We start from the raw sequence: 15159 nt of genomic DNA on the forward strand, positions 1-15159 counted from the left end.
ACGCGGCACTGACAGCCCGCAGCGGGGTGGTGCACGGCGGGTGGACGGGGCGTGAATTCGCCTGCCCCTCTCGCGGCGCTCAACGTCCGACGGCGTACCCCTGCATCCCGCGCGGGTTGGCCGCGGCCGACAGCACGCCGCTCTCCGGATCCCGCGCGACGGCGCACAGCCGCCCCTCCGACCACGCCGCACCCACCGTGACGTCGTGCCCGCGCCGCCGCAGCTCCTCGACGACGTCCACCGGCATCCTCTCCTCCACGGTGACGCTGCCGGCGCGCATGCCGCGCGGATAGAAGGAGCCGGGGAAGCTGTCCTGGTGCCAGTTCGGGGCGTCGATGGCGCCTTGCAGGTCGAGCCCGCCGCGCACGGGCCCGCGGAGGGCGACGGCGAGGAAGAAGTGCAGCTGCCACTGGTCCTGCTGGTCGCCGCCCGGGGTGCCGAAGGCGAGGACGGGTTCGCCGCCGCGCAGGGCGAGCGAGGGCGTGAGCGTGGTGCGCGGCCGGCGGCGGGGCGTGAGCGTGTTGGGCAGCCCCTCGTCCAGCCAGGCCATCTGGAGGCGGGTGCCGAGCGGGAAGCCCAGTTCGGGCACGACCGGGTTGGACTGGAGCCAGCCGCCGCTGGGAGTGGCGGCGACCATGTTTCCCCAGCGGTCCACGACGTCGAGGTGGCAGGTGTCGCCGCGGGTGCCCCCGTCGGCACCGACCTCCGGCTCGCCGGGGACGGGAGAGGCGGGCCCCTTGGCGACGGTCGGCTCTCCGATGCCGAGGGCGTCGAACCCCTCCCTCGCCGGGGCGGGGGCGAGGGCGTGGGCGCTCAGCCGTGGTTCCCGCCCACCGGGGCTGCCGGGCCGCAGCTCGAAGGACGCCTTGTCGCCGACGAGTGCGCGCCGTTCGGCGTTGTACGCGGGCGAGAGCAGCTCCGCGACCGGCACGTCGGCGGCGTCGCCGTACCATGCCTCGCGGTCGGCCATGGCCAACTTGGAGCCCTCGACGAGCAGATGGACGTACTCGGCGGAGCCGTACGCCGGCAGCTCTTTCGGCAGCAGCGCGAGTTGCTGGAGCAGCACCGGCCCCTGGCTCCAGGGCCCGGCCTTGCACACGGTCCAGCCGTCGAAGTCGTAGGTCACCGGCGCCTCGTAGCCGGCGGACCACCCGGCGAGGTCGTCGCCGCTCAGCGTGGATCGATGCCGAGCACCACTGGTGTCCATGGTGAGCCGACCGGCCTGCCGGACGAGTGCCTCGGCGACGAACCCCTCCCGCCAGACCGCCCGAGCGGCGTCGATCCGCGCCTCCCTACTCCCCGCACCGGCGGTCTCGGCGAGCAACCGCTTCCAGGTGCCGGCGAGGGCGGGGTTGCGGAACAGCGCGCCGGGACGGGGCGAGTGGCCGCCCGGGAGGTAGACGGCAGCCGAGGAGGTCCACTCCGTCTCGAACAACTCCCGCACGGTCTCGACGGTGGCCCCGAGCCGCTCGACGGGCGGGTGCCCGTGCTCGGCGTACCCGATGGCGTACTTCAGCACCTCGCCGAGGGACTTCGTCCCGTGGTCGCGCAGCAGCAGCATCCAGGCGTCGAAGGCACCGGGCACGGCGGCGGCGAGCGGCCCGGTCCCGGGCACGAGGTCGAGCCCGAGCCCCCGGTAATGGGCCGGGGTGGCCCCGGCCGGCGCGACCCCTTGCCCACACAGCACGGTGACGCCGCCCCCCGCCCTGGCGAACAGAATCGGCACCTCACCGGCGGGCCCGTTGAGATGCGGCTCGACGACATGCAGCACGAACGCCCCGGCGACGGCGGCATCGAAGGCGTTGCCCCCGTCCTCCAGCACGGCCATCGCGGCCTGCGACGCCAGCCAGTGGGTGGAGGAGGCCATGCCGAAGGTGCCTTGGAGGGTGGGGCGGGTGGTGAACACGGGGTCGTCACCTCGGGGGTCGCGGGAGCGGGGAGGTCCGATCAGTTGATTGCCTGACCTGGTTCGAGAGGTTACCGATCGGGTCCTGCTCGTGATCAACCCGTTTGGAGAAGCGGGCTGGGTCGGTTGCGACTTGCCCGACCAGGGAGGCGCCCGCGGGGGTGGGCCGCTCGCCGCCGCCTGCGGCCTTGGCCTCTCAGCCGAGCAGCAGGCCCCCTCATCAATACCGTCCTCGCCTGCCTCGTCGCCGTGGTCTCAGCGATCGTCCTGAAGACCGGTGCGGTTACGACCTGCGCGCCGACAAGGACCAGCAGATCGGCGCCGAGCGCGACGAGAAGGCCACCTGGCACGAGGCGCACCTCGGGCGGGCGGCGGGGGCCGCTTCGTCATGCCCGCAGGCTGAGCCCCCGCCGAGCCCGCCCGATGACGCTCTGCGCCTCCGCCCCGTACACCGCGGAGTGCCGCAGTGTCTCCCACACTCGGAGGTAGGAGGCGACTGTCTCGGTGTCCTCCAGCCAGAGTTCGGCGTGCCAGTCCTCGGCGATGACGAGCTGCTCGTCGAGGATCCAGAACCCGTTCGCGGCCGGGACCCGGAGCGACGCCCCGAACGGGATGACACCCAGCTCGACGGTGTCCATGCCGATCGTCCCGGCGAGCCGGTCGAGCTGCGCGACGAGCACAGCGGGCGGGCAGACGAGCGCGTGGAGCGCGGCCTCCCACACGAGCGTGTGAAGACGACGACCGCCCTGGTACAGCCAGGACTGGCGTTCCATGCGGGACCGCACGGCGGCCTCGGTGTCCCGGGTGGTGCCGTACAGGTCGGCGTACCGAAGGAAGATGGCCCGCGCGTAGTCCGCAGTCTGGAGCATGCCCGGGACCACGGACTCCTCGAAGACGTGGATGGTTCGCGCGCGAGCGACGGCGAGGTTCCAGGTGTCCTGGACGGGGCGGTGGCCCGCGGCGAGCTGGCGGCGCCAGGACCGGATGTGCGACTCGAAGCCCTTTAGCCGGGCGAGGAGTTCGTCGGTCACGTCCGGATGGCCGACGGCCACCGCCCAGGCGCGGAGGTCGTCGGCCACGGCGGTCTGCCGGCCGCCCTCCAGCTTGTACACCTTCGAGTGGGGCCAGCCGAGACGCCCGGCGAGGCGGGGGCCGGTGAGGCGGCCACCGGCCGCGGAGAGGCGCAGCTCGCGCAGGCGAACGCCGAGGGCCTCTCTTGCGTGCTGGTAGTCCGTGCTCACCGGCGCCCGGTCAGTCGGTCAGCTGCGCGGCGAACGCGTCGTACGGCATCGAGGCGTGCACCGCCGCGTCGCGGGCCTGGCAGTAGCGGAGGACTTCGGCGGGCTCGGTGACGATCTCGACGTCGTGGAGCACGTCCTGGTCATCGAAGCGGAGGATCGCGACGAGCCGGGAATCGAACAGCCAGAAGTCCTCGTCCGGCAGGTGCGCGTGCTCGGCGTCGGCCCGCCACAGGTTCCGGGCGTCCTCGCCGGTGGCCGCGTTGCAGCGGGCGTAGGAGAGGAGGAAGCGCTGGCCGTCGGTGGGCGGCTGGTCGACGACACGGACGCGGCCGACGTACTTCCCCGCGGTGGTCTGCGCGGTGGTGTTCCGGCACCAGTCGCTGTCCAGGTCCATCGGCGCGGCGCCGGTCTCCTGGAAGATGGCGTACCCCTCGTCCTCACGGTCGGAGGCGTACCCGCGGCGGGTCTCCAGGTGCCAGGCCGAGTGCTCGAAGTGGTGGAAGAGCCTGCCGAACTCTTCCAGGCCGATCAGCTCAGGCACCCGTCGCATCTCCTTCGGGCCGTGGTTGACGAGCAGTTCGCGAGGCACGGCCACCGCAATGTCGTCCGGGCCGAGGTGCTGGAGCTGGCGCAGGTCCGCGGGGTCGGCGACCGGCCGCCCCTGGACGATGATCTCACCGCTGTCGAGGTCCTCGTGCACTGCCGGGCAGCCGCCGTTCTTGCTGTCGGTGCCGGTGAACCTGAGTCGTCGAGCCATGGGGATTCCCTCCCGGGGGATTGCTGTCGCCTTCAGCATGGCCACGCGTCAGGTTCCTCTCCACAGCTTGCGCGCGCCCGCACGGGAACACGAGAGAACATCCAGCCAAGGTGCGAGAACATTCGAGAACATCGCATGGCACAAGCCTGTCGCCCCTCCGTACGGTCCCCGGCATGGCCACCTCCGTCGACGCCGCCTCGCCCCACCTCGCCCTGGTCGAACTCGGCCGCGTCCGCTCGGACGTCGCCCTCAGCCTGGCCCAGGCGCTCCGGCAGGGAGGCGCAGCATGAGCACCTCGGCGCAACCGGAGCAGGTCGCACAGAGGCTCGCTCTCCCCCCGTTCGAGACGCTCACCCCCGACCAGCGCCGTGGCGCGGTCTGCGTCTGGGGCGACGAGCAGCTGCACGCGGACACGGCCGTGGACCTCGGCGAGCGGACCGGCGAGGCCGGCCGGTGGTGGCCGCGCGCCTGCCGCCGGCACGCGGGCGCGCAGGCACACCGCGCCCTCTTCGAGCACGCCCCGATGTGCGAGCAGTGCACCGACGCCCCCGAGCTGTGCGAGACGATCCGGGCCCTCTACCGACTTGTCCGGGAGGGACGCCGATGACCCGCCTCTGCGACTGCTGCGGTCAGCCCATCGAGGGCTAGCACCGGGCCATCGACCCCGAATGCGGGTCGGGCGCCGCGCCCACCGTGTACGTCCACCCCGAGCCATGCCGGCCGCCGCTCGCGCCGTGCCGACGCAGCATCCCGACTCACGCCAGCACCAAGGAACGATGTGGTCCCCGCGCAGGCGGAGTGGCTCGCGGGGCGCTTCCCCTCACGGTGCTGCGTGGAAGCGGTGGTGCAGATCGCGTACCTGCTCAGCGAGGCCGGGGACGGGGCCCTCCACCGGGAGGCCGGGGACGATCTGCTGGATCGGGAGGGGGCGTACCGGAGGGGTGGGGGCGTTCAGGGCGGTCAGCCAGGTGGTCAGTTGGGCGGAGGAGCTGGCGTAGACGATGCGGCCGAGGCCGACCCAGCCGTGGGCGGCGGCGCACATGGGGCAGTGTTCGCCGGAGGTGTAGACCGTGGCTGCGGCTCGGTCCTCGGGGGGCATGTTCGCCGCGGCCCAGCGGGCCAGGGCGAACTCCGGGTGCCGGGTCCGGTCACCGGACGCCACGCGGTTGTGGTCCTCGGCGAGGACCGTGCCGTCCGCGGCGACGAGCACGGAGCCGAACGGCTCGTCGCCCATCTCCAAGGCCTCGGCGGCCAGTTCCACGCAGCGGCGCAGGTGCCGCAGGTCGGTGTCGTTCACCATGGTGCTTCCCGTCCTCGGCCGAACCTGGATGAGGAAGGATCTTCCCATGATGCCCGCCTCCGTCTCCTCCGTGCTCGCCCGGTTCGCCGCGGCGGGCGTGCGCACCGCCGTGGTCGCGATGACGTGGGCGACGGACGGTCCCAGGGCCGCTGAGCTGGCGGACGCCGTGCGCGAACTCGGCGTGGGCGAGGCCCGCATGCTGGGGTACGGGGACGCCCGCAACCCGGCTGCGGCTCCCGGGCGCCCCCGGCTCGTCGACGCCGACCCGGACGAGGTGGTCGGCGCCTTGGTTCGCCACGTTCGGGAGCTGCGGCCCGATGTCGTGGTCACGCACGATGCCGTCGGCCAGTTGACCGGTCACCCCGACCACCGCCGCACCCACCAGCTCACCGTTCTCGCCGTCCAGGAAGCGGCATCCGCCCGCCGGCACCCCTGGGCGGGAGCGCCGTGGCGGGCGAGTGCCGTGTACTGCGCCACGCACCCGGAGTCCGGCGTCGGCGCGCTGGGGCCCCTCGGGAGAGGTCGCTGCCCGGCCTGCTCGCCCGTCTGCCGGAAGGCGCTCGCGACGAGATCATCGGCACCGAGTACTTCACCCGGCTCGCGCCGGGGCCGGCCCACTGAGGTCAGCCCTCGTCCTCCAAGTCGCCCTCCGCCTCCAGGTAGACCTGTCGCAGCGCCTCAAGCACCGCCGGGTCCGGCTTCTCCCACATGCCGCGGGACTCCGCCTCCAGGAGGCGTTCCGCGATGCCGTGCAGGGCCCAGGGGTTGGCCGCCTGGAGGAACTCGCGGTTGGCGGGGTCCAGGACGTACGTCTCCGTGAGTTTGTCGTACATCCAGTCGGCGATGACGCCCGTGGTCGCGTCGTAGCCGAACAAGTAGTCGACCGTCGCGGCCAGTTCGAAGGCGCCCTTGTAGCCGTGGCGGCGCATCGCCTCGATCCACTTGGGGTTGACCACGCGGGCGCGGAAGACGCGGGAGGTCTCCTCGACCAGGGTGCGGGTGCGGACCGTCTCTGGGCGGGTGGAGTCGCCGATGTACGCCTCGGGGGCCGTGCCGCGCAGGGCGCGGACGGTGGCGACCATGCCGCCGTGGTACTGGAAGTAGTCGTCGGAGTCGGCGATGTCGTGCTCTCGGGTGTCGGTGTTCTTCGCCGCCACCGCTATGCGCTTGTAGGCCGTCTCCATCTCCTCGCGGGCCGGGCGGCCGTCCAGCTCGCGGCCGTAGGCGTAGCCGCCCCAGACCGTGTAGACCTCCGCCAGGTCCGCGTCCGTGCGCCAGTCGCGGGAGTCGATGAGCTGGAGCAGGCCCGCGCCGTACGTGCCGGGGCGGCTGCCGAAGATGCGGGTGGTGGCCCGGCGTTCGTCGCCGTGGTCCGCCAAGTCGGCCTGGACATGGGCGCGTACGTGGTTCGACTCCGCCGGTTCCTCCAGGGACGCGGCCAGGCGGACCGCGTCGTCCAGCAGGCCGACCGTGTGCGGGAAGGCGTCGCGGAAGAAGCCCGAGATGCGCAGGGTGACGTCGATGCGGGGGCGGCCCAGCTCCGAAGAAGGGATCGGCTCCAGGCCCGTCACCCGGCGGCTCGCGTCGTCCCAGACCGGGCGGATGCCGAGGAGGGCCAGAGCCTCCGCGATGTCGTCGCCCGCCGTGCGCATCGCGCTCGTGCCCCACAGGGACAGGCCGACCGAGGTGGGCCAGTCGCCGTTGTCGGTGCGGTAGCGCTCCAGGAGGCTGTCGGCCAACGCCTGGCCCGTCTCCCAGGCCAGGCGGGACGGGACCGCCTTCGGGTCGACGGAGTAGAAGTTGCGGCCCGTCGGCAGGACGTTGACCAGGCCGCGGAGGGGGGAGCCGGAGGGACCGGCGGGCACGAAGCCGCCGTTCAAGGCCCGGACGGAGTGGTCCAGTTCGGCGGTGGTGGCGGTGAGGCGGGGGATCACCTCGCGGGCCGCGAACGACAGCACCGCGGCCACGTCCTCGCCGTGCTCCGTCGGGACCGCCGCCGGGTCCCAGTCGGCGTCGTCCATCGCCTGGACCAGCGCGCGCGCCCGCTCCTCCGCCGCGTCGGCCGTCGTGCGGGTCGCGGCGGACTCGTCCAGGCCGAGGGCCTCGCGCAGGCCGGGCAGGGCCTGGGTGCCGCCCCAGATCTGGCGGGCCCGGAGGATGGCCAGGACCAGGTCCACGCGGGCGGAGCCGGCCGGCGGGGCGCCGAGGACGTGCAGGCCGTCGCGGATCTGGGCGTCCTTGACCTCGCAGAGCCAGCCGTCGACGTGGAGCAGGAAGTCGTCGAAGCCGTCGTCGTCGGGGCGGTCGGCCAGGCCGAGGTCGTGGTCCAGGCGGGCGGCCTGGATAAGGGTCCAGATCTGGGCGCGGATGGCGGGCAGCTTCGCCGGGTCCATCGCGGCGATCTGGGCGTACTCGTCGAGGAGTTGCTCCAGGTGGGCGATGTCGCCGTAGGACTCGGCCCGGGCCATCGGGGGGACCAGGTGGTCGATCAGGGTGGCGTGGACGCGGCGCTTGGCCTGCGTGCCCTCGCCCGGGTCGTTGACCAGGAAGGGGTAGACCAACGGCAGGTCGCCCAGGGCCGCGTCGGGGCCGCAGGCGGCGGAGAGGCCGGCGTTCTTGCCGGGCAGCCACTCCAGGTTGCCGTGCTTGCCGAGGTGGACCATCGCGTCGGCGCCGAAGCCGCCGTCCTCCTGGGAGGCGGCGATCCAGCGGTAGGCGGCGAGGTAGTGGTGGGACGGCGGGAGGTCCGGGTCGTGGTAGATGGCGATCGGGTTCTCGCCGAAGCCGCGCGGGGGCTGGATCAGGATCAGCAGGTTGCCGAAGCGGAGGGCCGCCAGGACGATGTCGCCCTCCGGGTTGCGGCTGCGGTCCAGGAACATCTCGCCGGGGGCCGGGCCCCAGTGCTCCTCCACCGCCTCGCGCAGGGAGGCGGGCAGGTTCGCGTACCAGCGGCGGTAGTCGGCGGCCGGGATGCGGACCGGGTTGCGGGCGAGCTGCTCCTCGGTGAGCCAGTCCTGGTCGTGGCCGCCGGCCTCGATGAGCGCGCGGATCAGCTCGTCGCCGTCGCCGGACTCCAGGCCCGGCACCGGGGTGTCGCCGAAGTCGTAGCCCTCGGCGCGCAGTCGGCGCAGCAGGGCGACCGCGCTGGCGGGGGTGTCCAGGCCGACCGCGTTGCCGATGCGGGAGTGCTTGGTCGGGTAGGCGGAGAGGACGAGGGCGAGGCGCTTGTCGGGCGCCGGTATGTGGCGCAGCCGGGCGTGGCGTACGGCGATGCCGGCCACCCGGGCGGCGCGCTCGGGGTCGGGGACGTAGGCCGGGAGGCCGTCGGCGTCGATCTCCTTGAAGGAGAACGGCACGGTGATCAGGCGGCCGTCGAACTCGGGCACCGCGATCTGGGTGGCGGCGTCCAGCGGGGAGACGCCCTCGTCGTTCTCCTCCCAGGCGGCGCGGGAGCCGGTCAGGCACAGGGCCTGGAGGATCGGCACGTCGAGGGAGGTCAGGGCGCCGGCGTCCCAGGACTCGTCGTCGCCGCCGGCCGACGCCTCGGCGGGCTTGGTGCCGCCCGCCGCGAGGACGGTGGTGACGATGGCGTCGGCGGCCCGCAGCTCCTCGATCAGCTCGGGCTCGGGGGTGCGCAGGGAGGCCACGTACAGCGGCAGCGGGCGGGCGCCCGCGTCCTCCACGGCCTCGCACAGGGCGTGCACGAAGCCGGTGTTGCCGCTCATGTGGTGGGCGCGGTAGTAGAGGACGGCGATGGTCGGGCCGTCGATGCCCGCGCGCGGGGTGCGCTCCAGGTGGCCCCAGGCCGGGGCGGGCGCCGGCGCGGCGAAGCCGTGGCCGGTGAGCAGGACGGTGTCGGAGAGGAAGCGGGCGAGCTGCTCCAGGTTCCCGGGGCCGCCGTGCGCGAGGTAGGCGTGCGCCTCGGCGGCGATGCCGACCGGGACGGTGGAGGCGGCCATCAGCTGTGCGTCCGGGGCCTGTTCGCCGGTGAGGACGACGACCGGGCGGCCGTCGGCGAGCAGCAGGTCGAGGCCGTCCTCCCAGGCGCGCAGGCCGCCGAGGAGCCGTACGACGACGAGGTCGGCGCCCTCCAGGAGGGCGGGCAGCTCCTCCAGGGCGAGGCGGGCGGGGTTGGCGAACCGGTAGGGCACTGGGCCGTCGGCCGCGCGGGCGCTGAGCAGGTCGGTGTCGGACGTCGACAGCAGAAGGATCATGCGGCGTCGGCCTTCCTCGGGGTGTCCGCGCCCCGGGTGGTGTCGGACGGCGGGAGTTCCTGGCTCGCCCGGCCGTGGGTGGCCGGACTCACAGTGGCGGGACCGCGCCGGAATCGCACCGGGCTTCCTCCCCTGTCGCCGTCGTGGCGATGGCGGACCGGGTCGGTCCGCCGATGAGCATAGTGATGAGCATAGTAAGGGCCGCAGGTGGAGGGCCGAACGGCTGACCGGTGTGATGGTCGGTATGCTCGCCGCCATGTCCACGGCCCCCCTCCCCTCGTCGGCCCAGGCAGCGGCCCTGCCGCGGCCCGGCGGCGACGCCTGCCCGGGGGCCCTGCGGCTGCACGCCGCCGCCGACGGGGCGCTGGCCCGGGTGCGGGTGCCGGGCGGCGTGCTGACCGTCGCGCAGGCGCGGGCGCTCGCGGAGGCGGCCCGGGAGCTGGGCGACGGGGAGTTGCATCTCACGTCGCGGGGCAACCTGCAGTTGCGCGGGCTCGGTGAGGGGTGCGGGGCGGAGCTGGCCGCGCGGCTCGACGCGGCCGGGCTGCTGCCCTCGCCCGGGCACGAGCGGGTGCGCAACGTCGTCGCCTCGCCGCTGTCAGGTCTTGACGGGCGCGGCCTGCGGGACGTCCGGCCCTGGCTGACGGAGCTGGACGCCGTGCTGTGCGCGAGCGAGGCGGCGCGGGGGTTGTCGGGGCGGTTCCTGTTCGCGCTGGACGACGGGCGCGGAGACGTTGCCGCGTCGGGTGCGGACGTGACACTGCGGGCCTTCGGCGACGGGGAGGCGGTGCTCTTCCTGGGCGGGGCCCGGGGAGCGCTGGCACTGGCCGGGGACGACGCGCCCCGGGCGGCGGTGCTGGCCGCGGAGACCTTCCTGGAGGTCGCCGGGCGGGCCGGTGCGCGGGTCTGGCGGGTGGCCGAACTGGGCGTCTCCGAGGAACAGTTGTTGGGCGCGGTGGCCGGGCGGCTGGCCGCTGCCGGCATCGCCGCCGCCCGCCTCACGGAGGCACCCGCCGAGACGACGCCCGGACCGGCGCCCGGACGCGCCGGCGACGCACTCTGCGTCCACGTCCCCTTCGGACGCCTCACCGGCGCCGCGTGGTGGGAGTTGCTCCGCCTCGCCGCCGAGGGGCCCGCCGGAGAGCTGCGCCTGACGCCCTGGCGCGGGGTCGTCGTGCCGGCCGCAGCCGACCAGGACCCCGGCGCCCTCGCCCGGCTGGGTGCCGCCGGCCTCGTCACCGACCCCCGCTCCCCCTGGCTCCGGGTCGGCGCCTGCGCCGGCCGCCCCGGGTGCGCCAAGTCACGTACCGACGTACGGGCCGACGCGACCCGGGCACTGGACGCCGCCCGACGCTCCCCGCTGCCCGTGTACTGGTCCGGCTGCGAGCGCCGCTGCGGGCATCCCGGCGGGGACCGGGTCGACGCCGTGGCCGAACCCGGGGGCGGCTACCGCCTCACCGTCGCCGCCGAGGGCCGCCCGCCGCACGGCACCGCCCTGGACGACCCCGACCACCTCGCCGCCGCCCTGGCGGCGCTCAACCCCTGAGCCGTACCCCCGCCCAGCCCCCGACGCCCACCGAGAGCAGCGAGAGAACCACCGTGACCACGTACGACTACGAGAAGGACGGCGCGGCCATCTACCGCGAGTCCTTCGCCACCATCCGCGCGGAGGCGGACCTCGCCGCGCTGCCGGCCGACGTCGGCCAGGTCGCGGTCCGGATGATCCACGCCTGCGGGATGACCGACCTCGTCCGCGACCTCGCCTTCAGCCCCCGGGTGGTGGCCGACGCCCGGGCCGCGCTGCGTGCCGGCGCGCCGATCCTGTGCGACGTGCAGATGGTGGCGAGCGGCGTGACCCGCAAGCGGCTGCCGGCCGGCAACGACGTGGTGTGCGCGCTCTCCGACCCGGCCGTGCCGGACCTGGCGGCGCGGCTGGGCACCACCCGCAGCGCCGCCGCGCTCGAACTGTGGCGGGACCGCCTGGAGGGCGCGGTGGTGGCTGTGGGCAACGCGCCCACCGCCCTCTTCCGGCTGCTGGAGATGATCGAGGCGGGTGCCCCGCGCCCCGCCGCCGTCATCGGCGTGCCCGTCGGCTTCGTCGGCGCCGCCGAGTCCAAGGACGCCCTGGCCGGCCACCCGTCCGGCCTTGAGCACCTGGTCGTACGGGGCCGTCGCGGCGGCAGCGCCATCGCCGCTGCCGCGCTCAACGCGATCGCGAGCGAGGAAGAGTGAGCGGGGGGACGAGCGGCGGGATGAGCGCCGGGATGCGCGGCGAGCCGAGCGCCGGCACGAGCGGCAAGCTGTACGGGGTCGGGCTCGGGCCCGGCGACCCGTCCCTGATGACCGTGCGGGCCGTCGAGGCCATCGCCGGCGCCGACGTGATCGCGTACCACAGCGCCCGGCACGGACGGTCCATCGCGCGCTCCATCGCCGCCGCCCATCTGCGCGCCGACCACGTCGAGGAACCGCTGGTCTACCCGCTCACCACGGAGACCACCGACCACCCCGGCGGCTACCAGGGCGCCATGGACGACTTCTACACCGAGGCGGCGGCGCGGCTCGCCGCCCACCTCGACGCAGGCCGCACGGTCGCCGTCCTCGCCGAGGGCGACCCGATGTTCTACGGCTCCTACATGCACATGCACAAGCGGCTCGCCCACCGCTACGACACCGAGGTCGTCCCCGGCGTCACCTCGGTGTCGGCCGCCGCCGCCCGCCTCGGCACGCCGCTCGCGGAGGGCGAGGAGGTGCTGACGATCCTGCCGGGCACGCTGCCCGAGGAGGAGCTGACCGCCCGCCTCGCCGCGACGGACGCGGCGGTGGTGATGAAGCTGGGCCGCACCTTCCCCAAGGTCCGCCGGGCCCTGCACGACGCCGGCCGGCTCCCGGAGGCGCGGTACGTCGAGCGGGCCACCATGGCCGGTGAGCGCACGGCGCCGCTCGCCGACGTGGACGCGGAGTCGGTGCCGTACTTCTCGGTGGCGGTGCTGCCGAGCCGGGTCGCCGCGCTGCCGACGGCGGCCGGAACGGCGCCCCCGGCGCGGGCGGGGAGCGGCGAGGTAGCCGTCGTGGGGACCGGCCCCGCCGGGCCGCTCTGGCTCACGCCCGAGACGCGCGGCGTGCTCGCCGCCGCCGACGACCTGGTCGGCTACACGACCTACCTGGACCGCGTGCCCGTGCGCCCGGGCCAGGTGCGGCACGGCTCCGACAACCGGGTCGAGGCCGAGCGCGCCGAGTTCGCGCTGCGACTGGCCGGGCGGGGACGCCGGGTGGCGGTCGTCTCCGGCGGCGATCCCGGCGTCTTCGCGATGGCGACGGCCGTGCTCGAGGTCGCCTCGGCGGCCGAGTACGCGGACGTGCCGGTGCGGGTGCTGCCGGGGGTGACGGCCGCCAACGCCGCCGCAGCCCGGGCCGGCGCGCCGCTGGGGCACGACTACGCCGTGCTCTCCCTCTCCGACCGGCTCAAGCCCTGGGAGGTCATCGCCGAGCGGCTGCGCGCCGCCGCCGCCGCCGACCTGGTGCTCGCGCTGTACAACCCCGGTTCGCGCAGCCGGACCTGGCAGGTCGGCAAGGCCCGGGACCTGCTCCTGGAGCACCGGGCGCCGGACACCCCCGTGGTCCTCGCCCGGGACGTCGGCGGCGACGGGGAGCGGGTGCGGATCGTCGGCCTCGGCGACCTGGACCCGGCCGAGGTCGACATGCGGACGATCCTGCTGGTCGGCTCCTCGCAGACCCGGGTGGTACGGCGCGGGGACGGCGAGGAGGTCGTCTGGACGCCGCGCCGCTACCCGGAGGCGTGAAGGCGGCGGGCGTGCGCTTCACGCACCCACCGGAGGGCCTCACCGGGCTCCCCCGCCTCGCGCACCCCGTCCGGCACCCGCGGCCTGCGCACCACGACCACCGGCAGCCCGGCCTCCCGGGCTGCCCGGAGCTTGGGCGCGGTGGCCGCGCCGCCGCTGTCCTTGGTGACCAGCACGTCGATCCGGTGCGCGCGCAGCACCTCCCGCTCCCCGTCGAGGGTGAACGGGCCCCGGTCGAGCAGCACCTCCATGCGCGCCGGGTGCGGCGCCTCGGGCGGGTCGACGGAGCGGACGAGGAACCACAGGTCGTCCAGGCCGGCGAAGGCGGACAGGCCCGTGCGCCCGGTGGTCAGGAACACCCGGCGGCCGAGCGCCGGGAGCAGCGCGGCGGCCTCGGCGAGCGAGCCCGCCTCGTGCCAGTCGTCCCCCTCCACCGGCCGCCAGCCGGGCCGGCGCAGCGCCAGCAGCGGCACGCCGGCGGCCTCGGCTGCCCGCGCGGCGTGGAAGCTCATGGTGCCGGCGAAGGGGTGGGTGGCGTCGACGAGGAGGTCCACGGCGTGCCCGCGCAGCCAGTCGGCGAGTCCCTCGGCCCCCCCGAAGCCGCCGACGCGCACCTCGCCCGGCGGCAGCCGGGGCGCGGCCACCCGGCCGGCCAGGGAGTTCGTCACCCGCAGCCCGGGCAGCGGCTCGGCGGCCAGCAGCTCGGCGAGCCCGCGGGCCTCGGTGGTGCCGCCCAGGATCAGTACGTGCACGGCGGGCGTGTCTCCTTCGAGGTCGTCAAGAGCGGTACGGCGTGAGCGGCGAGCCCCGCGGCGGTCGCGGCGCCCAACTCAAGCACACCGGTCTGCGCCCCGGCTGGACGACCGGCGCCTGCGCGACGGCGGCGGTGACGGCCGCGTACACCGCGCTGCTCACCGGCGACTTCCCCGACCCGGTGACGATCACCCTGCCCCGCGGCCAGACCCCGTCCTTCGCGCTGGCGGTCGAAGAACTGGCCGGCGAGGGGCCGGCCGATGCGAGGGCCATGGCCGGCGTGGTGAAGGACGCCGGTGACGACCCGGACGTCACGCACGGCGCGCTGGTCCGGGCGACGGTGCGCGCGCTGCCCGCCGGGGCGGGGGTGGTGTTCCGGGCCGGGCCCGGCGTCGGCACCGTCACCCGGCCCGGGCTGCCGCTGCCGGTCGGGGAGCCGGCGGTCAATCCCGTGCCGCGGCAGCTGATGCGCGAGCACGTCGCCCGGGTCGCCGCGCGGTACGGCGGCCGCGGCGACGTGGAGATCACCGTCTCCGTCGACCACGGCGAGGAGATCGCCCGCTCCACCTGGAACCCGCGGCTCGGCATCCTCGGCGGCCTCTCCGTGCTCGGCACCACGGGTGTGGTGGTCCCCTACTCCTGCTCGGCGTGGATCGACTCGATCCGGCGCGGGGTGGACGTGGCCCGGGCGGCGGGGCGCACGCATGTCGCCGGGTGCACCGGGTCCACCTCGGAGCGGACGGTCGTCGCCGAGTACGGGCTGCCCGAGGACGCCCTGCTGGACATGGGCGACTTCGCGGGGGCGGTGCTCAAATACGTACGGCGGCACCCGGTGGACCGGCTGACCGTGTGCGGGGGCTTCGCCAAGCTGTCCAAGCTCGCCGCAGGCCACCTCGACCTGCACTCCGCCCGCTCCCAGGTCGACCTGGGCTTCCTGGCCGAGCTGGCCCGGCGGGGCGGCGGGGGCGAGGCGCTGGCCGGCGCGGTGGCGGGGGCGAACACGGGGCTCGCCGCGCTGCGGCTCTGCCAGGAGGCCGGGGTGCCGCTGGGCGACCTGGTCGCGGTGGCGGCCCGGGACCAGGCGCTGGCCGTGCTGCGCGGGGCGCCGGTGGCGGTGGACGTGGTCTGCGTCGACCGCGCCGGGGTCGTGGTGGGCCGCAGCGCGGTGGCGTGAGCCGTTCCCGACGG

At 75.1% G+C, this 15159-nt stretch carries 11 protein-coding genes, 1 pseudogene and 1 riboswitch; of the genes and pseudogenes, 6 read left to right on the top strand and 6 right to left on the bottom strand.

The window, feature by feature from the left end:
* Positions 1-79 precede the first annotated feature (79 nt).
* The 3 genes from ACGFZL_RS28240 to ACGFZL_RS28250 form a co-directional block, all read right to left on the bottom strand.
* Positions 80-1906, bottom strand: a complete 1827-nt coding sequence (locus ACGFZL_RS28240; protein ID WP_393695893.1) for a gamma-glutamyltransferase family protein — start codon at positions 1904-1906, stop codon at positions 80-82.
* A gap of 386 nt (positions 1907-2292) precedes the next feature.
* Positions 2293-3147, bottom strand: a complete 855-nt coding sequence (locus ACGFZL_RS28245) for a helix-turn-helix domain-containing protein (protein ID WP_393695895.1) — start codon at positions 3145-3147, stop codon at positions 2293-2295.
* A gap of 10 nt (positions 3148-3157) precedes the next feature.
* Positions 3158-3904: a DUF6879 family protein gene (locus ACGFZL_RS28250; RefSeq protein WP_393695897.1), complete on the bottom strand. Its 747-nt coding sequence runs from the start codon at positions 3902-3904 to the stop codon at positions 3158-3160.
* A 286-nt stretch (positions 3905-4190) separates the two neighbouring features.
* On the opposite strand from ACGFZL_RS28250, the gene ACGFZL_RS28255 reads away from it, so the two are divergent.
* Positions 4191-4511 carry a hypothetical protein gene (locus ACGFZL_RS28255; protein ID WP_393695899.1) on the top strand — a complete coding sequence of 107 codons (321 nt, stop codon included), beginning with the start codon at positions 4191-4193 and terminating at the stop codon, positions 4509-4511.
* A 213-nt stretch (positions 4512-4724) separates the two neighbouring features.
* Here the strand turns inward: ACGFZL_RS28255 and ACGFZL_RS28260 are convergent, their stop codons facing one another.
* The gene (locus tag ACGFZL_RS28260) at positions 4725-5204 is read right to left on the bottom strand and encodes a nucleoside deaminase (protein ID WP_393695901.1); all 480 of its coding nucleotides are present in this window, start codon (positions 5202-5204) and stop codon (positions 4725-4727) included.
* A gap of 118 nt (positions 5205-5322) precedes the next feature.
* Here ACGFZL_RS28260 and ACGFZL_RS28265 point away from each other — a divergent pair.
* Positions 5323-5544 (top strand): annotated as a pseudogene (locus ACGFZL_RS28265) (PIG-L deacetylase family protein); the annotation flags it as partial.
* 283 nt (positions 5545-5827) lie between these two features.
* Here the strand turns inward: ACGFZL_RS28265 and cobN are convergent.
* Positions 5828-9418 (bottom strand): cobaltochelatase subunit CobN, encoded by a 3591-nt coding sequence (cobN, locus tag ACGFZL_RS28270; protein ID WP_393695903.1) that lies wholly within the window; start codon positions 9416-9418, stop codon positions 5828-5830.
* Positions 9419-9471: 53 nt separating this feature from the next.
* Positions 9472-9548: riboswitch (cobalamin riboswitch) on the bottom strand.
* A gap of 126 nt (positions 9549-9674) precedes the next feature.
* On the opposite strand from cobN, the gene cobG reads away from it, so the two are divergent.
* From cobG to ACGFZL_RS28285, 3 genes are read left to right on the top strand one after another with little or no spacing between them, the layout of a single operon-like run.
* Complete coding sequence (gene cobG, locus ACGFZL_RS28275) at positions 9675-10964, top strand: precorrin-3B synthase (protein WP_393695905.1); 1290 nt, start codon at positions 9675-9677, stop codon at positions 10962-10964.
* 53 nt (positions 10965-11017) lie between these two features.
* Positions 11018-11650: a precorrin-8X methylmutase gene (locus ACGFZL_RS28280; RefSeq protein WP_355170136.1), complete on the top strand. Its 633-nt coding sequence runs from the start codon at positions 11018-11020 to the stop codon at positions 11648-11650.
* A 20-nt stretch (positions 11651-11670) separates the two neighbouring features.
* On the top strand, positions 11671-13218 hold the full coding sequence (locus ACGFZL_RS28285) for a precorrin-2 C(20)-methyltransferase (RefSeq protein ID WP_393695907.1): 1548 nt from the start codon (positions 11671-11673) through the stop codon (positions 13216-13218).
* Here ACGFZL_RS28285 and ACGFZL_RS28290 read toward each other — a convergent pair.
* Positions 13203-13970 (bottom strand): cobalt-precorrin-6A reductase, encoded by a 768-nt coding sequence (locus ACGFZL_RS28290; protein WP_393695909.1) that lies wholly within the window; start codon positions 13968-13970, stop codon positions 13203-13205. The genes ACGFZL_RS28285 and ACGFZL_RS28290 overlap by 16 nt on opposite strands.
* Positions 13971-14011: 41 nt before the next feature.
* On the opposite strand from ACGFZL_RS28290, the gene ACGFZL_RS28295 reads away from it, so the two are divergent.
* The gene (locus ACGFZL_RS28295) at positions 14012-15145 is read left to right on the top strand and encodes a cobalt-precorrin-5B (C(1))-methyltransferase (RefSeq protein WP_393695911.1); all 1134 of its coding nucleotides are present in this window, start codon (positions 14012-14014) and stop codon (positions 15143-15145) included.
* Positions 15146-15159: the final 14 nt, after the last annotated feature.

The sequence above is a fragment of the Streptomyces sp. NPDC048182 genome (assembly GCF_043202555.1).
Taxonomy (GTDB): domain Bacteria; phylum Actinomycetota; class Actinomycetes; order Streptomycetales; family Streptomycetaceae; genus Streptomyces.

Excerpts from the sequence above, each read along its gene's own strand:
- ACGFZL_RS28250 (WP_393695897.1), bottom strand. The coding sequence starts at position 3,904 with ATGGCTCGACGACTCAGGTTCACCGGCACCGACAGCAAGAACGGCGGC.
- ACGFZL_RS28255 (WP_393695899.1), top strand. The coding sequence starts at position 4,191 with ATGAGCACCTCGGCGCAACCGGAGCAGGTCGCACAGAGGCTCGCTCTC.
- ACGFZL_RS28260 (WP_393695901.1), bottom strand. The coding sequence starts at position 5,204 with ATGGTGAACGACACCGACCTGCGGCACCTGCGCCGCTGCGTGGAACTG.
- cobN (WP_393695903.1), bottom strand. The coding sequence starts at position 9,418 with ATGATCCTTCTGCTGTCGACGTCCGACACCGACCTGCTCAGCGCCCGC.
- cobG (WP_393695905.1), top strand. The coding sequence starts at position 9,675 with ATGTCCACGGCCCCCCTCCCCTCGTCGGCCCAGGCAGCGGCCCTGCCG.
- ACGFZL_RS28285 (WP_393695907.1), top strand. The coding sequence starts at position 11,671 with ATGAGCGCCGGGATGCGCGGCGAGCCGAGCGCCGGCACGAGCGGCAAG.